Genomic DNA, 19,357 nt, shown 5'->3' on the forward strand with positions numbered 1-19,357 from the left:
ACGGGGCAAGCGACGACAGCTTAGTCGACGGCCGGGATGTCGTGCGCATCGGCGGCGTCGGCCAGCACCCGTGCCAGTGCCTGTGCCAGCAACTCGCCGGTGACCGGCTTGCGCAGGAAGCCATTGCAGCCGGCAGCCATCGCCTGCGGTTCTGCGTCGGCATCGGCACGTGCGGTGACCGCAACGATCGGAAAGCGCACGCCGCGCGCGCGCAACTGCGCCACCAACGCCGCACCGTCGATGCCCGGCAGGTCCAGATCGCACAGCCCCGCGTCGAAGCTGCGCGTACTCAGCTCGGCCAACGCCGCCAGACCATGCAGAACATGGGTGACCTGGTGGCCACGTGTCTGCAACAGGCCAACGATCACCTGCGCCACGGTCGGGTCATCTTCGACCAGCAGCAACTGCAATGGCGCCTGTGTGCGCGGCGAGCTTGCACGTGCAGGCACAGGCACCGTGGGGAGCGCACTCACCCAGCGCAGCGGCAGCTCGACCACAAAACACGCTCCCTGCCCCAGTTCACTGCTGACCGTCACTGCACCGCCCATCGCCGCCGCCAGTTCGCGGCAGATCGCCAGGCCCAGGCCGCTGCCGCCATGCCGGGCAAGCGTCACTGCACCTTCGGCCTGCTCGAAGCGCTGGAACAGGCGCCCGCGCTGTTCCGCGCTCATGCCCGGGCCGGTATCGCATATTTCGATCCGGATGCCTTGCCTGGGGCTTTGCGGCACCGCCGCCACACGCAGGCTGACGCTGCCACGCTCGGTGAACTTGACCGCATTGAACAACAGGTTGAGCAGGATCTGTTGCACCCGGCTGGCATCGCCGTGCAATGCCGGCGGCAGCGCGTCATCCAGTTCGCACGCAAAAGCCAGCTGCTTCTGCTCGGCGCTCGGGCGCACCAGCTCGGACACCTGCCTGATCAGCTGACGCAGGTCGAAGTCGCGATAATCCAACGGCAGCTTGCCGGCCTCGATCCGCGCCAGATCCAGGGCATCGTTGACCAGCCGCAGCAGATGCTTGCCTGCCGACTGGATCGCGCTGGCATAACCCTGCTGACGTCCATCCAATGGCGTCTGCAGCAGCAACTCGCTCATGCCCAGCACACCGGTCATCGGCGTGCGTACCTCGTGCCCGAGGGTCGCCAGAAAGCGCGTCTTGGCCAATGACGCCTGTTCGGCCAGCTCGCGCTTGTGCTGGGCCAGCTGCCATTGCGCACGCATGCGCACACGGCGGCGATAGGCGGCCGCAAGCAATGCGCCCAGCAGCAGCACAAGCAGGCAAATGAGCGCGATGCCTGCGTCACTACGCCACCATGGTGGATTGACCGAGAACCGCAGCGAGCGCATCTGTGAGCGATTGCCCAGCGGGTCCACCCCCTGCAGCGTGAGCTCGTAGCTACCGGCAGGCAAGCTGGCAAATTCTCGGATTCCCGCGTTGCCCGAGGTCTGCCATTCGGTGTCGAAGCCTTTCAAGAAACTGCGGTAACGATTGGACAGCGGGTCGCTGTACGACAGCAGACGGCTGACGATCTGCAGCTGCCGATCTCCAGGTCCCAGCTGAAACGGGCGATCCATTGGCAACGCGATGCGCGCACCATTGCGTAGCACGCTGACATGTTCCAGCTGCAGTGCCGGAACAAACGGTGCGACATCGGGCATTGCGGTATCCAGCAGCACGGTAGAGCCATCGCTGGTCGCCCCGATCAGGGTATCGCCCGCCATCAGCAGACAATGCTGAATGAACTCCTGGCTGGTCAATCCATCGCGTGTACCAATATTGCGTAGGCGTGCCGGCGTCACCGAAGGGTCGATCCGCCATAGCCCGCGCAAGCTGGAAATCCAGACCCTGCCACGCGGGTCGATCCGCATTGCGGATGCGTCGAACCCAGTCAGGCCGTCGGCCTGGCCCACCTGACGCACGCGCACCCAACGTGTTGCGGTTCTTTTCCATTGTTCTGCACCTACTGCCCGATACACCCACACCATCTCCGGCGATTGGCTGGCAAACGCCTGGATCTGCGTCCCTTCCAACCCTGTGACCGGCACGAACTGGTGTGACGCTTCGTCCCAGGCAAACATGCCGCCTTCGCCTGCAACCCAGACACGTCCGTCCGGGCCTTGCTCCAGCTGCTGTACGGCGATATCGCGCAAGCCGTGCAAGTCCTGCTGCGTGATGCGCTGCAAGACACGACCGCTACGCAAATCGCGCTGCTGCAGCATGTCGATGAAGGCCATCCACACCGTATCGCCATGCTCGATGATCCAGTCAGGCGCCGATAGCGCCGACGCCGGTTCAGGGCCATCGGACGGCCAGTGGATGAATTCACCGGTACGCAGGTCCATGCGGGAAAGGCCAAAGCTCAGATTGCCCAGCCAGACACGTTGCAGGCGATCCTCCAGCGCTGACACCAACTCCATGTCCTTGAGTTGCGACGACTGCAACCCTGTCTGAAACGTGTCGCCAGTGCTTGGATCGACGCGCAACAAGCGACCTTCCGCATCGACCTGCCACAAGCCACCAGAACGTGTGGCCGGGGCCAGGTTGCAATAGATGGCATCACCCGTCGGCACCGCCGGTTTGAGCACGGCTGTGCGCTTCCAGTCTGCCGGCAAATACCCAAGGCCGGTGCCATGCATCGGAACCCATAGCCCGCCATCAGCGGCTCCAAGCAGGCCAATGACATTACGGCGTGACAATGCCCCCTCTCCGCTGAAGGCAGGGACCGGTGGACGCTCGCCGCGGGTCCGCCACAGACCGCGTCCACTTCCCAACCAGAATTCGCCGTCCGGGGCAGCCACTGCACCCCAGAACTCGTTGCCGGTGCCGAACATCGTCCCCCAGGGCAGCGGCGGCCATCGATCGTCCGGGCCCATGACGTGCAACCCCGACTCGCTCCCCAGCCACAGACGGTCCCCCGCCCATTGCAGACCGAAGATGGCAGACTGACGGTTCGGTTCGTCCGGGACATAGACGCGGTGCAGATGTTTTCCGTCGTAGTACGCCAGTCCACTGCTGGTTCCGATCCACAGCCGCTGCCGGTTATCCGCCGCAAGATTCATGACCATGGCCTGGTCAAGGTCGCCATCGACCGCACCCAGATCCACCGACGACATCGCCCCAGAGGTATCGATGCGAATCAGCGCGCCGGTCGTGGTTCCGGCCCAGATATCGCCGTCGAACGCGGTGATGCTGTAGATCTCGCCGTCCTTCATCAACGGATAGTCGACCGTGCGGTAGTGCCGGAAATGGCCTCGTCCGGCATCCATGACGCTCAGCGTCTTGCCGCAGCCGATCCATATCCTGTCAAGCGCGTCGATGTGCAGCGCCTGGATCGCGTTGCAGGGCAACGATGCGGGGTCGGAAGGATCATGTCGCCAGGTCCTGAATCCTGCCCCGTCGTACCGCACCAGACCATCCAGGGTGCCAAGCCACAGATAACCGGCGCGATCCTGGTGGATCGCAACCACCATGGTCGATGGGAGTCCGTCGCTGGGACCCACGATCCGGAAACGCGGAATCTCCGGAATCTTCGCAACACTGGGCATTGCGCCCAGCAGCAAGACCAACAAAACAGCAAGCTCACGCATGTGGGCATCCTTTCCACGTCCAGCCCGCATGCTCGCAACGGATCGTTGCGAGCGCAAGCCAAGCGCGCTGCAGCGGGATATGTCTAGAATCCGCCCATGACAACCCTCGCCCGCCTGTTGCTGCTTCCCGCCCTGGCCGTGACCAGCCTTGCCGCAACCGCCGCGCCGGTGCGTTACGCGCTGGATCCGGTGCACACGCGGGTGCTGTTCGCGGTCGAACACGCCGGCTTTTCCAAGGCACTGGGCACCGTTTCCGGAAGCAGCGGCACGCTGGTGTTCGACCCGGACGACTGGGCCTCGGCACGGCTGGACGTGACCGTGCCGCTGCAGCGCGCCGACCTGGGCGATGCCAAGTGGAACGAGGCCACCCTGGCACGCAACCTACTTGACGCCGAGCGGTTTCCCGACGCGCATTTCGTCTCCACGCAGGTGGAAGCCAGCGGGCAGAACCACGCCAGGGTCACCGGCAACCTGACCCTGCACGGGGTCACCCGCCCGGTCACCCTGGATGTCACCCTCAATGCGCTCAAGCGCCATCCATTGCCGCCGTTCCGCCGCACCGCCGGGTTCTCCGCCACCGCCACGCTGAGCCGTGCGGAGTTCGGCATCGACGCGTGGAAATCGATGATCGGCGACACAGTGGAACTGCGCATCGAAGCCGAAGCCGTGCGCGAAGGCCGCGCCGAAGACGACGCGCCGCAGCCGCAGCCGCAGCCGCAAAGTGCACCTGCCTCCTCTGACACTGCCACCAGTCCGGAATCCTGAGCATGACCCTGAAGAACGTCGAACGCTGGGGCGGTCTCAGCCAGACCCTGCACTGGCTGATCGCACTGCTGATCCTGGTGCTGGGCATCGTCGGCCTGACCATGGGCGAATTGCCCAAGACGCCGAAATACTTCTGGGTCTACACCGCGCACAAATCGGTGGGCCTGACCGTGTTGGCACTGGTGATCGTCCGGCTGGGCTGGCGCGTCTACGCGGGCGCGCCGCCGCCGGTAGCCGGCACCCCGCGCTGGCAGGAGCGCATCGCCGGGCTGACCCACTGGCTGCTGTACGCGATGATCTTCGCGATGCCGCTGTCGGGCTGGTTGTACGACTCCACCAGCGGCCTGCGCCCATTCCGCTGGTTTGGCCTGTTTGCCGTGCCCAAGCTCAGCCCGCCGGACGAACAATTGCGCGCAATTGCGCACTTCATCCACGAGTGGGGCTTCTGGTTGTTGATTGCCGTGGTGCTGGCGCATGCCGGCGCCGCGCTCTACCACCACCTGATCCAGCGTGACGCCACCCTTGTGCGGATGTTGCCGCGCGGTTGGCTCTCTTCCAAACCCTAAAGGATTCCCCATGTCGTCCAGGTTGTTCACCTCTCCCCTGCTGGTCGCCGCCTCCCTCGTGGCCACGTTCGCCGCCGCGCCGGTCCTCGCTGCCGATTACGTGCAGGCACCCGGCTCGTCGCTGGTATTTGCCAGCAAGTACGACGGCGAAGTGTTTACCGGCAAGTTCCCCGGTTTCGACACCACGCTGAGTTTCGACCCGGCCAATCTTGCCGGCGCCAAGCTCGATGTGCGCATTCCGCTGGCCAGTGCCATCAGCGGCAACAACGACCGTGATTCGACCCTGCAGGGGCCGGACTTCTTCAACGTTGCCAAGTTCGCCACTGCGCGCTACCGCGCCGACAAGTTCCGCGCACTGGGCGGCAACCAGTACGCGGCCGACGGCACGCTGGAACTGCGCGGCGTCAGCAAGCCGGTCACGCTGACCTTCACCTGGACACCTGGCGCGCAGCCGGTGCTGGCCGGCAAGGCAGTGGTCAAGCGCCTGGACTTCGGCATTGGTGGCGGCGACTGGGCCGATACCAAGACCATTCCCAATGAAACCGCGATCAGCACCAAGGTCGTGTTCAAGGCGAAGTAACGCCACCGGCCGCAACCGGACGCGGCCATTGAACGGCGGACTACCTCGTCGGGTCCGCCGTTTTTTTATGCCTGGCGGCTGGATGACACCGCGCGACAGCTAGACTCGGCGTCCATCCCAGGGACGCCGACGATGCGCACACATGGAACCTTGACCCGCTGGAATACCGATCGCGGCTTCGGCTTCATCACGCCGGCACAGCCGGGCGATGATTTGTTCGTGCATATTTCCGCGTTTCCCCGCGGCTTCGAAACGCCGCAGATCGGCGAAGTAATCTCCTTCGAAACCGAGCCGGGTCCGGATGGTCGCCCGCGCGCGGTGCGCGTCGTGCGTGCCGGTACACACGCGCCCAGGCATGACGCCCCCGTGCGACGCAACGCGACACGCAGGGCACCAGCAAAAGGACGGATCGGGCTCGGCAAGGTCCTGCTCATGATGGTGGTGCTCGGTGGCGGCGCGTTCGCGTATCAGCAACGCGATTACCTGATCGATGCGTTTACTCCGGCACCGGCACCTGAGCAGACGCCACCGCTGGCGCGGCCCGCAGCAGCCGCCCCTGCATCTGCTCCCACCTCGCAATACAGCTGTGGCGGGCGCACGCATTGCTCGCAGATGACCTCCTGCGACGATGCCACTTACGTGTTGCAGCATTGTCCAAATACCGCAATGGACGGCGACCACGATGGCGTGCCATGCGAGCAGCAGTGGTGCCATTGAATCAACACGGCTGACACCTTGAACGGGCAACCGACAAGATTAGTTTGTTAGCCGCATCTTGTTAACAGTCAAAAGCCCAGGTCAAACGCTGAGTCGGTCCAGGGCGCGGTGCCCTCACCGCTCGCGGGACACGCCGTGAACCGAGCCATCAATCGGCGAGGACACCGCACCAGAAAATTTGCCGATTGCTCTGCTGAAAACCATGCAGACCGACCATCTCGACTGGTCCTTGCCCGCCCACCGTCGCGGGACCTTATGCGGCATGGATGCCGCAGAAGAGCTTACAGGGACGTACTTGCAGCGTGTCCCGCGATGGTGGGCGGGCAAGGGCCCTGCAGCCAAGTAGCAGATCGGCCGCCTTGCAGCGAAGGCCCAGATCGTCCGCTCCGCACCAGACCGGCACGAAGTCGTTTTCAGCCACTCCAGATCCAAAATCTGGCGCGTACCGAGTGCGCGCACGCCGCATCATCGCGTGCCGGCATTCAACCACTCGCGTAAACGCCGGCTGTCGAACGGCCAGTCCAACTCGCGCCCATCCTCATCGCGCAGCACCGGCACGCGCTCACCGCAAGCGGCCTCAAGCGCCGCATTGCCGTCGATGAAGACGCTACTGAACTCGCCTGCGCGTGCCTGCGCCAGCACTTCCACGGCCTGGTCGCACAGGTGGCAATCGTCGCGCTGGTACAGGATCAAGGCCATCGGGAAGTCTCATGCTGCGCTGCAGCCGTGCCGCAAGCGCCGAGCGACTAGAATAGCCGCCTTTACGCTCACCTCTCCGGCAAGCATGGCTGTCAGCACGTTCGACCTGTTCAAGATCGGCATCGGTCCGAGTTCCTCCCACACCGTGGGGCCGATGCGCGCGGCCGAGCGCTTCGTGCATCGCTGGCTGCTGGATGCCGGCCGCCTGCAGGACGTGGTGCGCATCCGCGCCGAAGTCTTCGGCTCGCTGGCCCTGACCGGCCGCGGCCACGGCACCGACAAGGCCGTACTGCTCGGCCTGGAAGGCCACCGCCCCAACCTGATCGATCCGGACATCATCCCCGCCGCGCTGGAACGCATCCGCGCCAGCAAGCGCATCAGCCTGATGGGCCAGCACGTCATTGCCTTCGACGAAAAGCGCGACCTGCCGATGAACAAGCGGCAGAAGCTGCCCTACCACACCAACGGCATGCGCTTCACCGCCTACGATGCCGATGAAGCGGTGATCGCCACGCGCGATTACTACTCGGTCGGCGGCGGCTTCGTGGTCAACCAGGACGATGCCGCCGACGACCGCATCGTGGCCGACGAAACGCCGCTGCCCTACCCCTTCCTCAGCGGCGACGAATTGCTCGCGCAATGCGCACGCAGCGGCCTGAGCATCGCCGCGCTGATGTTCGAAAACGAAAAGAGCTGGCGCAGCGAGGACGAGATTCGCGCCGGCCTGCGCGAGCTGTGGGCGGCAATGCAGTCCTGCGTGGAGCGCGGCATCCGCCAGGAGGGCACGCTGCCCGGTGGCCTGAACGTCTCGCGGCGCGCCCCGGCCTTGTATCTCGAGCTCTCCTCCAAACCGGAAGCGGCGATGCGCGATCCGCTGACCACGCTGGACTGGGTCAACCTGTACGCACTGGCCGTCAACGAGGAAAACGCGGCCGGTGGCCGTGTGGTCACCGCGCCCACCAACGGCGCGGCCGGCATCATCCCGGCGGTGCTGCATTACTTCGACCGTTTCTGCCCCGGCGCGTCCGAGCAGCGCATCTTCGACTTCCTGCTCACCGCTGCGGCCATCGGCATTCTCTACAAGGAAAACGCCTCCATTTCCGGCGCCGAGGTCGGCTGCCAGGGCGAAGTGGGCGTGGCCTGCTCGATGGCGGCCGGTGGCCTGGTCGCCGCGCTGGGCGGCAATCCCGGGCAGATCGAGAATGCCGCGGAAATCGGCATGGAACACAACCTGGGCCTGACCTGCGACCCGATCGGCGGCCTGGTGCAGATCCCGTGCATCGAGCGCAACGCGATGGGCGCGGTGAAGGCGATCAACGCCAGCCGCATGGCCATGCGCGGCGACGGCAAGCACAAGGTGTCGCTGGACAAGGTCATCAAGACCATGCGCGACACCGGCCGCGACATGCAGGACAAGTACAAGGAAACCAGCCGCGGCGGCCTGGCGGTCAACGTCATCGAATGCTGAGCATGGCGCGGCCCCGGGCCGCGCCATGCATCGCCACCGAGCGCAGCAACGCGGTGCGCACGCGTAAAAAAAAGACGCCCAAGCCCTTGCATCCCTGACAGGCGCAGAAAGCTGCGCAGATCGAGCAAGCTGTGAAAGTCCTGCCCTGCAACAAGTGTACCCAGCAGGCACCCGTCTCCCGCCTGCGGGGCAAGGGTTCCGACATGCGGATGGGGCATCGCCACCGCGATCATTATCGCTTGCCGGAAGCAGACATGCCGACACGCGGCGCAGCCATGCAACATGCTCTGCCACGGCATGATTGCAGTCACTGTCCAGACATCGCCAAACAGGGCAATGCGCCCAATTGCAGCGCCCGCTAACGCGGTCGCATGGCAGAGCTGTACGTCCCCACCACATGCCGCCGTGTACCGTTTGACGCTGGATTCCCACGGAGATCGCGATGCGACCGCTTGTTTGCACTCTCGCCCTGGCCCTGGCCTGCGGCCCATTGATGGCGCAGGAAACCAGCTATGGCCCGCGCCTGGAAGGCTTCGACTACCCCTATCCGGTCAAGACCTTCGCCTTCACTTCGCAACAGCAGCCGCTGGAAATGGCGTACCTGGATGTGGCGCCCACCGGCAAGCCCAATGGGCGTACCGCCGTGCTGCTGCATGGCAAGAACTTCTGCGCTGCCACCTGGGAGCAGACCATTACCGCGTTGAGCAGCGCCGGCTACCGCGTCATCGCGCCGGACCAGGTGGTTTTTTGCAAATCCAGCAAACCGGCCGCCTATCAATTTTCCTTCGCGCAGCTGGCCAGCAACACGCAGGCACTGCTGAAAAAACTGGGCATCGAACGTGCGGTGGTGGTCGGTCATTCGATGGGCGGCATGCTCGCCATCCGCTATGCGCTGATGTATCCGCAGGCCACCGAGGACCTGGCCTTGGTCGACCCGATCGGCCTGGAAGACTGGAAGGCCGAAGGCATTCCGTGGCGCAGCGTCGATGCCTGGTACGACAACGAGCTGAAGATCAGTTTCGAACGGATCAAGAAGTATCAGATGGAGGTCTATTACGCCGGCCAATGGAAGCCTGAGTTCGAACGCTGGGCGCGCATGCAGGCCGGCATGTCGCTGGGCAACGGCAAGCAGGCGGTTGCCTGGAACCAGGCGCTGACCTACGACATGGTATTCAACCAGCCGGTGGTGTACGAACTACCCAAACTCAGCGTGCCGACCACGCTGTTCATTGGCCTCAAGGACCGCACCGCGATCGGCAAGGACACCGCACCGCCCGAGGTCAAGGCACGTGTCGGCGATTACACCAGGCTAGGCAAGCGTGCAGCGGAGGCGATTCCAAACGCAAAGCTCGTCGAGTTCGCCGACCTCGGCCACTCGCCGCAGGTACAGGACCCGACACGTTTCAATGCCGCGTTGTTGAAGGCGATTGCGCAGTAAGCACTGCCGGCGGCAGTGCGATTGGCATGACAAAGGCGTCTATGGAAGCTGCAGCCTGCGAACAGGCGAGCTGCAGCTGGACGCGTTTGCAATGCACGCCGCAGACAGCAGGCTATCCGTGCAGTCGATCACGTAATAGACTGCACGCGCACCGGTAGCCGCCATCGAGCAGAGGCGGCGCTTTGCCACGCTCTCACCCTACTACCCAGCCACAATCCGCAACACATCATCCAGCAACGCCGCCGCCGTCACCTCGGCACCCGCGCCCGGCCCCTGGATCAGCAATGGCTGCTGGCGATAGCGATCGCTGCTGATGGCGACACGGTTATCGGTGCCGGCGCCGCCGGCCAGCGGGTGATCCAGCGCCAACTCGCGCAAGCCGACGCTGGCACCATGTGCGTCCACACGGCCGACGAAGCGCAGGCAACGCCCCGCGGCACGGGCCTGCTGCCAGCGCGCGCCGACCACCGCATCCAGCGCGCTCAGTTGCGCATCCAAGGCGTCAAGCGGCAACCGCGCAATGCTTGCGGGCACCAGCGATTCCACATGCACCTGTTCGGCTTCCAGCTGCCAGCCCGCTGCGCGCGCCAGGATCAGCAACTTGCGCCGCACGTCCTCGCCCGACAGGTCGATGCGCGGATCCGGCTCGGTATAGCCGGCTGCCATCGCCTCACGCACGCAATCGGAAAATGCGCCGGTGCCGTCGTAGCGATGGAACAGCCACGCCAGCGATCCGGACAACACCCCTTCGATCGAATGGATATGGTCGCCACCCGCCACCAGTGCGCGCACGCTGCTCAGCACCGGCAACCCCGCTCCAACAGTTGCGCTATCACCATAGTGCGCACCGCTGGCGTGACGCGCCGCGTGCAGCGCCTGCGCACGCGACAACGCGGTGCCCTGGCCCAACTTGTTGGCGGTGACCACGTGCACACCACGCAGCAGCCATTCCACATGCCAATCGGCAACGACATCGCTGGCAGTGGCGTCCACCAGCACATCGCCGGCACGCAAGGCGGTGGTCTCTGCCCAGGGTTGCAGCACGGCCTGGCCACGCGGTGCGGCGTTGGCCTGTTGCAAGGCCTGCACGGCGCTGGTGCCGCAATCGTGGGCAATCCGCGAATTGGCCAGCCAGTCGAAGCGCGGCAACTGCAGCTGGCGCTCCTGCAGCGCGGTATAGCGCGCCACGAACGCGCGCCCCACCGTCCCGGTGCCCAGCAAGGCCAGCCGTGGTGTGGGCGTCACCGCTGCCGCCGAAGCGCGGCGCGAAACAGGCAGCACGGTGCTCACGCGTCGACCTGTTTGCGGCTTGCGCTGGTCAGCGTTGCTTCGGCACGCGCCAGGCCGGCGCGCAGGTCGATCAACAGATCCTCGGCCGATTCGATCCCGATCGACAGCCGCAGCAGGCCATCGGAAATGCCGGCGGCAGCGCGTGCTTCGGCGGTCATCGCCGCATGCGTCATCGAGGCCGGATGCGCGATCAGGCTTTCCACACCGCCCAGCGACTCGGCCAGGGTGAAGTAGCGCAGGCCATCGACAAACGCGCGCACTGCGGCTTCGCCACCGTCGAGCTCGAAACTCATCATCGCGCCGAAGCCCTTCTGCTGGCGCGCGGCCAGTGCATGACCCGGATGCGCAGCCAAGCCGGGGAAATACACCTGATTGACCACCGCATGGCCGTCCAGCAGCTCGGCGATCGCGTCGGCGTTTTCCTGATGCACGCGCAGACGCGCATCCAGCGTGCGCAGACCGCGCAAGGTGAGGAAGGCATCGAACGGCGAACCGGTCAGGCCCAGCGCATTGGCCCACCACACCAGCTGCTGGTGCAGCTCGGCATCGCGCGCGACCACCGCACCGCCCACCACATCGCTGTGGCCGTTGATGTACTTGGTGGTGGAATGCAGCACCAGGTCCGCGCCGAACTCCAGCGGCTTCTGCAATGCCGGCGACAGGAAGGTGTTATCCACCACAGTCAGCGCCCCCACCTTCTTTGCCGCCTCGATGACGAAGCGCAGATCGGTAATGCGCAACAGCGGGTTGGACGGGGTTTCGATCAGCACCAGCCTGGGCGATTGCGCCAGCGCATCGGCCAGCGAACGCGGGTCGGTCAGGTCGGCGGTGACCAACGCAAAGTGGCCCTTCTTGGCCAGCGCATTGAACAGCCTCCAGCTGCCGCCGTAGGCATCGTGCGGCACCACCAGGGTGTCGCCCGGCTGCAGCAACGCATTGAGCACCAGGTTGATCGCACCCATGCCGGTGGAGGTGATCACCCCGCCGGCGCCACCTTCCAGCTCGGCCAGCGCTTCGCCGAGCAGATCGCGGGTCGGGTTGCCGCTGCGGGTGTAATCGTACTGGCGCTTGTTGCCGAAACCATCGAAAGAGAAGTTCGACGACAGCACGATCGGCGGCGTCACCGCGCCATAGGCGGTGTCGCGATCGATACCGGCACGGACGGCGGCGGTGGCAGCGGTACAGGGGGCGTCGGCGGGGTCACGAAAGCTCATGCGGTTTCTCCGGTGAGGCGAAGGGCAGTGGCGAGGATCGCGTCGATGCGATCGATTTCTTTCAGGAAGGCGTCGTGGCCATACGGCGAGCGCAATACGCGCAGGCTGCCGCGCGGCCCCAGGCCTTCGACCAGGCTGACCAGGTCGGCCAGCGGCACCAGGCGGTCGCCCTCCACCGCAACGACGACGGTGGGCACGCGCACCTGCGCCGGGTCGATGCGATGCAGGTCGATGGACTCGGACAGCCGCAAGTAGGCGGTCACCGGCGTGCGCGCGACGTACTGCGCGCCGGCGGCATCCAGGTAGTCTTCGGCGGCCACGCGCACGCGGCCATTGATCACTTCCGGCGGCGCGTCAAAGCGCTCGCTGAATTCTTCCGGGGTGCGGTAGCTGAGCATGGCGAACTGCCGTGCCAGCGCCAGCCCATGGTTTTCGGCGCATTGCAGCTGACCCAGCGCCACCGCGCGGCGCTGCAGTGCACGCCAGGCGGCGGCATACGGATGCGCGCGATGCGCACCACTGACCGCAACCAGGGTGCCGACGCGGGCGGCGTGGCGGCTGGCGAACTGCAAGCCGACCAGCGCGCCATACGAGTAGCCGACGAAGCCGTGCAACCGCGCGATACCCAGCGCATCCAGCAACGCGGCGATCGCATCGGCCTGGTCGGCAGTATCGATCGGCGCATCCAGCGTGCCGTCGGCGCCGAGAAAATCGAACGACAACAGGCGCCGCGAGGCCGGATCCAGCGCGCGGCCGGCACCGACCAGGCCATCCACCCAGCCCTTCTCGGGGAACAGGCCGCTGGCGGCCAGATGGCGATGTGCGGAAATCCCGCCGGCCACGAACACCACCGGTGCACTGGCGGCGCCGACTAGTTCATAGCGCAGCCGCAGCTCGCGCATGCCGGCATGGCGCATCGTCAAGGCAATGACAAGCTCGCCGCGCATGGCAATCAAGCCGTCGTCGGTGGCGGCGGGTGTATCTGCGTATTCGGTCGGTGTCGGCGATGCTGTATTCACGAGGCTCATGGCGATATCCGGGGTGGATCGGCCATCGAGCTTCGCGGGAGCTCGCGTTCGACGTGCGCAAGGCACGATTCGAACCATCTTTCGGCGGACGCGGAGGTCCCCGCAGGATTTGGCACCAAACGCGGGCGCTTGCGCGCTCCGCTGGCTGCCCCGGCATCAAAGGGCCTGTCCCTCCGCCGGTCTCGATGGTGAGGCTAAGATGCCACTGCCTTTTTGCGATGTCAATCTCTTCATGCGGATGGAAAGATATATTTTCATCCGATACCACTGCGGCCTGTGATGGACCGCATACTTGAGGCTCCTTTAGTTCGAGCCGATCACGTGCCCCACCACGTGCCTCGCAGCGCCCTGCCTGCCCTCGCCTGGCCTTTCTTGCTCGCGGTTCTGGCGTGTGCCGCACCTGCCAACGCGCAGCAACGCTGGCATTGGCCCGATGCCGCAAACACGACTGCGAGCTCGCCAACAGTCGCAACTGCGCAGACTGCGACCGCATCGCCCGGCACCGGCCCGTCCCTGCAGCTGGAATGGCAGGCTCCAGTCTATCTGGCCTGGGTCAGCAACCCGCTGGCCGGGCCCGCGCAGGTGCAGCTGAGCGCACCGGCCAGCGAGGATTACCGCGCCGTGCCGCAGTTGCCGCTGACGGTGCAACTGGCTGCGCATGAGCGTCGCCTGCTCGCCCGGCTGTATCCGGCCAGCAACCAGCGCAGCCTGGGCGGGCTTGGACTCAAGCTCGACGTGGTGCCCGGCGATCCGCAGGCCCGCCCGCAGCAGCAAGTGCGTTACCAGCTCCCGTTTCGCGATGCGCCGATCCAAGTGGACCAGGGCTTTGGTGGGGCCTTCAGCCATGCCGATGCGCCCAACTGGTACGCGGTGGACTTCGCGCTGCCGCAGGGCACGCCGGTGCTGGCAGCGCGCGAGGGCGTGGTGATGGAGGTACGGCAGGATGTCATCGAAGGCGGCCCGCAGGACCAGGCAGCTGGCGGCGGCAACCTGGTGCGGGTGCTGCATGCCGACGGCAGCATGGCCATCTACGCCCACCTGGCACCCAATGGCGTTGCGGCGCGGCCGGGCCAGGTGGTGCGCACCGGCGAGCGCCTGGGCACCTCGGGCAGTACCGGCTTCAGCACGGCCCCGCACCTGCATTTCGCGCTCCAGCGCAATGCGGACCTGCGCCTGATCGCGTTGCCGTTCCGGATGCTGGGCCCCCAGGGCGAGTTGCAGTTCCCCTCGCCGGCACCGTGAGTGACGGCCGCCCGGGGGAGCGCCGGGCTGCCGACCTGGAAGGCCCAGGCCCAGGGCCACAGAGGCCCGCCGCGGCGAAGCCGCTATAATCACCGGCTTCCTCAGTTTCCGCAGGCGTCCGACCGGGCGCGCTCAGCCCATGTCCGACGTCTCCAACGAAGCCGCGCGCCGCCGCACCTTCGCCATCATTTCCCACCCCGATGCGGGCAAGACCACGCTGACCGAAAAGCTGCTGCTGTTCGGCGGTGCGATCCAGATGGCCGGCTCGGTCAAGGGCCGCAAGGCCGCCCGTCACGCCACCTCGGACTGGATGGCGCTGGAAAAGGAGCGCGGCATCTCGGTCACCTCCTCGGTGATGCAGTTCCCGTACGAGGGCAAGATCGTCAATCTGCTCGACACCCCCGGCCACGCCGACTTCGGCGAGGACACCTACCGGGTGCTGACCGCCGTGGACTCGGCGCTGATGGTCATCGACGTCGCCAAGGGCGTGGAAGAACGCACCATCAAGCTGATGGAAGTCTGCCGCCTGCGCGACACCCCCATCATGACCTTCATCAACAAGCTCGATCGCGAGGGCAAGAACCCGATCGATCTACTGGATGAAGTCGAAACCGTGCTCGGCATCCAGTGCGCCCCGGTCACCTGGCCGATCGGCATGGGCCAGCGCCTGAAGGGCGTGGTGCACCTGATCACCGGCGAGGTGCACCTGTACGAACAGGGCCGCAACTTCACCCGCCAGGATTCGACCATCTTCCCGTCGCTGGATGCGCCGGGACTGGCCGAAAAGATCGGCGCGCAGATGCTGGCCGAGCTGCGCGACGAACTGGAACTGGTGCAGGGTGCCAGCAATCCGTTCGACCTGCAGGCCTACCGCGCCGGCCAGCAGACCCCGGTGTTCTTCGGCTCGGGCGTCAACAACTTCGGCGTGCAACCGCTGCTGGACTTCTTCATCGAGCACGCACCGCCGCCGCAGGCGCGCGACACCACCGGCCGCCGGGTCGAAGCGACCGAAGCCAAGCTCAGCGGCTTCGTCTTCAAGATCCAGGCCAACATGGACCCGCAGCATCGCGACCGCGTGGCCTTCATGCGCGTGTGTTCGGGCAAGTTCACCGCCGGCATGAAGGCACTGCACGTGCGCAGCGGCAAGGACGTCAAGCTGGCCAATGCGCTGACCTTCATGGCCTCCGACCGCGAGATCGCCGCCGAAGCCTGGCCGGGCGATGTCATCGGCATCCACAACCACGGCACCATCTCCATCGGCGACACGTTTACCGAAGGCGAAGCGCTGTCGTTCACCGGCATCCCCAACTTCGCACCGGAACTATTCCGGCGTGCGCGCCTGCGCGACCCGCTCAAGCTCAAGCAACTGCAAAAGGGCCTGGCACAGCTGTCCGAAGAAGGCGCCACGCAGTTCTTCCGCCCGTTGATGAGCAACGATCTGATCCTGGGCGCGGTGGGCGTGCTGCAGTTCGACGTGGTGGCCTACCGGCTCAAGGACGAATACGGCGTGGACGCGATCTTCGAGCCGGTCAGTGTCACCACCGCACGCTGGGTACATTGCGACAACGCCAAGAAGCTGGAGGAGTTCCGCGAGAAAAACGCCGGCAATCTGGGCATCGACGCGGCCGGCCAGCTGGTGTATCTCGCACCGACGCGGGTGAATCTGCAACTGGCGCAGGAACGCGCGCCGGACGTGCGCTTCTCTGCCACGCGCGAACACGCGCATGCCAAGGCGATCGATTGACCGCGGCTTGAACCAACGCCTGCGACCGCACTTGCTGGCGATGCGAATTACTCGCAATTGCGGTACCTTTTTGGCATGAACGCAGACGCCTCCCCCTCGACCGACCTGCGCGACGAGATAGCCAGCGCCGTGACCCACGGCCTGGGTGCCATTGCCGCATTGGCCGGTGGCTCGGTGCTGATCACGCTGGCCGCCATCTATGGCGACGGCTGGCAACTGGCCACCTCCATCGTGTTCAGCGCCACCCTGGTGCTGCTGTACGTCGCCTCCACGCTGTTTCATGCCATCCCGCATCCGGGCGCCAAGGCGCGCCTGCAGGTGCTCGATCACTGCGCGATCTATCTGTTGATCGCCGGGACCTATACCCCGTTCACGCTGATCAATCTGCGTGACTCCTGGGGCTGGGGATTGTTCGCCGCGATCTGGACGATTGCCGCGGCCGGGGTGATCTTCAAACTGTTCTTCACCGGTCGTTTCCGCCTGTTGTCGACGGTGCTGTATCTGGCGATGGGCTGGCTGATCGTCGTGGCGATCCAGCCCTTACTGCGCTCGGTCGATACCTGGTCTCTGTGCTGGCTGCTGGCCGGCGGACTCTTCTATACGCTGGGCACGTATTTCTACCAGCGCGACACCCAGCGCTATTTCCATGCGATCTGGCATCTGTTCGTGCTGGCCGGCAGCGCTTGCCACTTCGTTGCGGTGATTGCGCAAGTGATGTGAAACGCGATCTACGGCGCGTTCGCGCGCCGTGCACGAGGCATCGCCAACCATGGCCCGCGTGAACAACGTGACCGACACCTCAGCTACACCATCTTCCCCCACGCCACGTCGTCGACGCTGGCTGACCGGGCTCGCCATCATCGCCGCCATCGTGGTGGTCTTCGTGCTGCTGTTCCAGTGGAACTGGCTACGTGGCCCGGTCGAGCGCCTGGTCAGTGCCAAGACCGGTCGCGAATTCCATCTCGGCTATCTGGATGTGAAGCTGGGTCGCACCACTACCGTGCGCGGCAACCGGCTGAGCCTGGCGAACGCAGCATGGTCCAAACGCGGTCCGATGGCCGAGCTCAACTCGGCCGAGATCGATGTCGAGTTGTGGCCGCTGCTGCGCGGCAAGCTGCGTCTGCCGGAAATCCGTCTGGATCACCCAACCGTCTTGCTGGAAGCCGGCGACGACACCCATCCCGGCAACTGGGTATTTGATCAGGACGATGGCGATGGCACGATGCCGCGCCTTGGCCGCCTGCTGGTGGACAACGGGCGCCTGCAATACATCGATGCAGCCAATCGCTCAGACGTGGATGTGTCGATCAACAGCCTTGCACCACCAAGCAGCGACCAACGTGCGGCGCCGATCGGCATCGACGGCAAGGGCCGCTGGAAGGGCTATCCCTTCACGCTCAAGGGCAATACTGCCTCGCCGCTGGAGCTGAGTCAGAGCGAACATCCGTTCCGTATCGATCTACGCGGCAGCGCCGGCGCCACCCGCACGCACGTGCGCGGCACCTTGACCAACCCGTTCCAGTTCCAGGTCTTCGATCTGCAAATGGCCTTGAGCGGCCAGGACATGCAGGATCTGTATCCGCTGACCGGCGTGGCCATGCCGTCGACACCGCCATACAAGCTCGATGGTCATCTGCGCCGCAATAGGCAGCTCTGGCGCTACGAAAAGTTCACCGGTACCGCCGGCGACAGCGATCTGTCGGGCACTGCCGAAGTGGACCTGCGCAACAAGCGCCCGTTCCTGCGTGCCGACCTGGCGTCCAAGCGCCTGGATTTCGACGACCTGGCAGGCTTTGTCGGCGCACCGCCGAAGACCGGCGCGAACGAGTCGGCAAATGCCGAACAGAAAAAGCAGGCGGCACAACTCGCGGCCAGTGCCCGCGTGCTGCCCAGCACGCCTTATGACCTGTCCAAGCTGCGTGCGATGGATGCGCAGGTACGCTGGCGCGCGCAGCGCATCAATGCGCCATCGTGGCCGCTGGACGACATGGATGCCTCGCTGACGCTGAAGGACGGCCTGCTACAGCTGGATCCGCTCAACTTCGGCGTTGCCGGTGGCGATATCCGCTCCACGATCCGCATGGATGCGCGCAAGGAAGTGATCACCACGCAACTCAAGGCAGGCCTTCGCGGCATTCGGCTGGATCAGCTCTTCCCCGATACCGCGCTTGCCAAACAAGCCTCCGGTGCCATCGGTGGCGAATTCGATCTGCGTGGCCGCGGCAACTCGATCGGGGCGATGCTCGGTACCGCCGACGGCACGATCGGCGTCGGGATGGGCCGCGGTCATGTCGGCAACCTGATCATGGAACTGGCCGGGCTGGATATTGCCGAATCGCTGAAATATCTGTTCACCAAGGATCGTCAGATTCCGGTGCGCTGCATCTTCGGCGACTTCGGGGTGCAGGACGGTTTGATGCAATCGCGTGCGCTGGCCTTCGACAGCACCGACACCATCATCATTGGCGAAGGCAGCATCAGCTTGAAGGACGAAACACTGGACCTGCTACTGCGCCCGCGCCCCAAAGACCGCAGCATCCTGAGTCTGCGCTCGCCGTTGCGGATCGGCGGCAGCTTCAAGGACCCGACCTTCCGTCCCGACTTCAAGGCCTTGGGCCTGCGTGGCGCGCTTGCAGTCGGCCTGGGCATGATCGCCCCGCCCGCCGCCTTGCTCGCAACCTTCGAACCGGGTCCCGGCAAGGACAGCGATTGCGGCGGCAAATTCGCAAGGTAAGTGCACTACACCACTTTGGGCGACCAGCAAACCTGTCGAATGCTGTAGCGATGATGACAAGGTGTCGATCGCATGCAAGTGCATTGACGGATGCAGTGACCCCAAAACTGCAGTGATGGCACGGATCGAAGGGAGCTGATCAAAGCGCAGTCCTCGAACGACCGCACGGCCTGCACTGCTTGCACCATGCAAACCGACCCTCTCGACTGGTCCTTGCCCGCTCACCGTCGCGGGACCTTACGCGGCATGGATGCCGCGTAAGAGCCTTATCTGTTCGGATTCTGG

15 protein-coding genes and 1 riboswitch are annotated in these 19,357 nt (G+C 65.2%); of the genes, 10 read left to right on the top strand and 5 right to left on the bottom strand.

Annotation, left to right across the window (positions count from 1 at the left end; all coding sequences use genetic code 11):
- Positions 1–20: 20 nt before the first annotated feature.
- On the bottom strand, positions 21–3,587 hold the full coding sequence (locus LL972_RS14785) for a hybrid sensor histidine kinase/response regulator (protein WP_228328232.1): 3,567 nt from the start codon (positions 3,585–3,587) through the stop codon (positions 21–23).
- A 96-nt stretch (positions 3,588–3,683) separates the two neighbouring features.
- Here LL972_RS14785 and LL972_RS14790 point away from each other — a divergent pair, with 96 nt between their 5' ends.
- From LL972_RS14790 to LL972_RS14805, 4 genes are all read left to right on the top strand, one after another.
- Positions 3,684–4,352, top strand: a complete 669-nt coding sequence (locus LL972_RS14790) for a YceI family protein (RefSeq protein WP_228328233.1) — start codon at positions 3,684–3,686, stop codon at positions 4,350–4,352.
- Positions 4,353–4,354: 2 nt separating this feature from the next.
- A complete protein-coding gene (locus tag LL972_RS14795) occupies positions 4,355–4,918 on the top strand; it encodes a cytochrome b (RefSeq protein WP_228328234.1) in 564 nt (187 codons plus the stop codon).
- A gap of 10 nt (positions 4,919–4,928) precedes the next feature.
- On the top strand, positions 4,929–5,498 hold the full coding sequence (locus tag LL972_RS14800) for a YceI family protein (RefSeq protein WP_228328235.1): 570 nt from the start codon (positions 4,929–4,931) through the stop codon (positions 5,496–5,498).
- 132 nt (positions 5,499–5,630) lie between these two features.
- The gene (locus LL972_RS14805) at positions 5,631–6,215 is read left to right on the top strand and encodes a cold shock domain-containing protein (RefSeq protein WP_228328236.1); all 585 of its coding nucleotides are present in this window, start codon (positions 5,631–5,633) and stop codon (positions 6,213–6,215) included.
- 465 nt (positions 6,216–6,680) lie between these two features.
- On the opposite strand, the gene LL972_RS14810 is transcribed toward LL972_RS14805, so the two are convergent.
- Positions 6,681–6,914 (bottom strand): glutaredoxin family protein, encoded by a 234-nt coding sequence (locus tag LL972_RS14810; RefSeq protein ID WP_228328237.1) that lies wholly within the window; start codon positions 6,912–6,914, stop codon positions 6,681–6,683.
- An 85-nt stretch (positions 6,915–6,999) separates the two neighbouring features.
- Here LL972_RS14810 and LL972_RS14815 point away from each other — a divergent pair, with 85 nt between their 5' ends.
- Together LL972_RS14815 and LL972_RS14820 are read left to right on the top strand one after the other, a co-directional pair.
- Complete coding sequence (locus tag LL972_RS14815) at positions 7,000–8,382, top strand: L-serine ammonia-lyase (RefSeq protein ID WP_228328238.1); 1,383 nt, start codon at positions 7,000–7,002, stop codon at positions 8,380–8,382.
- A 442-nt stretch (positions 8,383–8,824) separates the two neighbouring features.
- Entirely contained in the window at positions 8,825–9,820 is a 996-nt protein-coding gene (locus LL972_RS14820; protein ID WP_228328239.1) for an alpha/beta fold hydrolase, read from the top strand.
- A 201-nt stretch (positions 9,821–10,021) separates the two neighbouring features.
- On the opposite strand, the gene LL972_RS14825 is transcribed toward LL972_RS14820, so the two are convergent.
- From LL972_RS14825 to metX, 3 genes are read right to left on the bottom strand one after another with little or no spacing between them, the layout of a single operon-like run.
- Positions 10,022–11,110 carry a homoserine dehydrogenase gene (locus tag LL972_RS14825; protein ID WP_228328240.1) on the bottom strand — a complete coding sequence of 363 codons (1,089 nt, stop codon included), beginning with the start codon at positions 11,108–11,110 and terminating at the stop codon, positions 10,022–10,024.
- Positions 11,107–12,324: an O-succinylhomoserine (thiol)-lyase gene (locus LL972_RS14830; RefSeq protein WP_166765565.1), complete on the bottom strand. Its 1,218-nt coding sequence runs from the start codon at positions 12,322–12,324 to the stop codon at positions 11,107–11,109. Before LL972_RS14830 ends, LL972_RS14825 begins: the two co-directional genes overlap by 4 nt.
- Positions 12,321–13,352 (bottom strand): homoserine O-succinyltransferase MetX, encoded by a 1,032-nt coding sequence (metX, locus tag LL972_RS14835; protein ID WP_228328241.1) that lies wholly within the window; start codon positions 13,350–13,352, stop codon positions 12,321–12,323. The genes LL972_RS14830 and metX overlap by 4 nt, the downstream gene beginning before the upstream one ends.
- 71 nt (positions 13,353–13,423) lie before the next feature.
- A riboswitch (SAM riboswitch) is annotated at positions 13,424–13,544 on the bottom strand.
- Between the two features lie 129 nt (positions 13,545–13,673).
- On the opposite strand from metX, the gene LL972_RS14840 reads away from it, so the two are divergent.
- The 4 genes from LL972_RS14840 (at position 13,674) to LL972_RS14855 (ending at position 19,072) form a co-directional block, all read left to right on the top strand.
- A complete protein-coding gene (locus LL972_RS14840) occupies positions 13,674–14,594 on the top strand; it encodes a M23 family metallopeptidase (RefSeq protein WP_228328242.1) in 921 nt (306 codons plus the stop codon).
- A 139-nt stretch (positions 14,595–14,733) separates the two neighbouring features.
- Positions 14,734–16,338 (top strand): peptide chain release factor 3, encoded by a 1,605-nt coding sequence (locus LL972_RS14845; RefSeq protein ID WP_039519673.1) that lies wholly within the window; start codon positions 14,734–14,736, stop codon positions 16,336–16,338.
- A gap of 75 nt (positions 16,339–16,413) precedes the next feature.
- The gene (gene trhA / locus LL972_RS14850) at positions 16,414–17,058 is read left to right on the top strand and encodes a PAQR family membrane homeostasis protein TrhA (protein WP_115677689.1); all 645 of its coding nucleotides are present in this window, start codon (positions 16,414–16,416) and stop codon (positions 17,056–17,058) included.
- A gap of 49 nt (positions 17,059–17,107) precedes the next feature.
- Entirely contained in the window at positions 17,108–19,072 is a 1,965-nt protein-coding gene (locus LL972_RS14855; RefSeq protein WP_228328243.1) for an AsmA family protein, read from the top strand.
- Positions 19,073–19,357 lie beyond the last annotated feature (285 nt).

This window comes from Xanthomonas campestris pv. asclepiadis (assembly GCF_020784175.1).
In the GTDB taxonomy this organism is placed as follows: Bacteria; Pseudomonadota; Gammaproteobacteria; order Xanthomonadales; family Xanthomonadaceae; genus Xanthomonas; species Xanthomonas campestris_D.

Bases quoted from the DNA above. Each gene is read 5' to 3' on its own strand.
- LL972_RS14785 (WP_228328232.1), bottom strand. From the start codon at position 3,587: ATGCGTGAGCTTGCTGTTTTGTTGGTCTTGCTGCTGGGCGCAATGCCC.
- LL972_RS14790 (WP_228328233.1), top strand. From the start codon at position 3,684: ATGACAACCCTCGCCCGCCTGTTGCTGCTTCCCGCCCTGGCCGTGACC.
- LL972_RS14795 (WP_228328234.1), top strand. From the start codon at position 4,355: ATGACCCTGAAGAACGTCGAACGCTGGGGCGGTCTCAGCCAGACCCTG.
- LL972_RS14800 (WP_228328235.1), top strand. From the start codon at position 4,929: ATGTCGTCCAGGTTGTTCACCTCTCCCCTGCTGGTCGCCGCCTCCCTC.
- LL972_RS14805 (WP_228328236.1), top strand. From the start codon at position 5,631: ATGCGCACACATGGAACCTTGACCCGCTGGAATACCGATCGCGGCTTC.
- LL972_RS14810 (WP_228328237.1), bottom strand. From the start codon at position 6,914: ATGGCCTTGATCCTGTACCAGCGCGACGATTGCCACCTGTGCGACCAG.
- LL972_RS14815 (WP_228328238.1), top strand. From the start codon at position 7,000: ATGGCTGTCAGCACGTTCGACCTGTTCAAGATCGGCATCGGTCCGAGT.
- LL972_RS14820 (WP_228328239.1), top strand. From the start codon at position 8,825: ATGCGACCGCTTGTTTGCACTCTCGCCCTGGCCCTGGCCTGCGGCCCA.
- LL972_RS14830 (WP_166765565.1), bottom strand. From the start codon at position 12,324: ATGAGCTTTCGTGACCCCGCCGACGCCCCCTGTACCGCTGCCACCGCC.
- metX (WP_228328241.1), bottom strand. From the start codon at position 13,352: ATGAGCCTCGTGAATACAGCATCGCCGACACCGACCGAATACGCAGAT.
- LL972_RS14845 (WP_039519673.1), top strand. From the start codon at position 14,734: ATGTCCGACGTCTCCAACGAAGCCGCGCGCCGCCGCACCTTCGCCATC.
- trhA (WP_115677689.1), top strand. From the start codon at position 16,414: ATGAACGCAGACGCCTCCCCCTCGACCGACCTGCGCGACGAGATAGCC.
- LL972_RS14855 (WP_228328243.1), top strand. From the start codon at position 17,108: ATGGCCCGCGTGAACAACGTGACCGACACCTCAGCTACACCATCTTCC.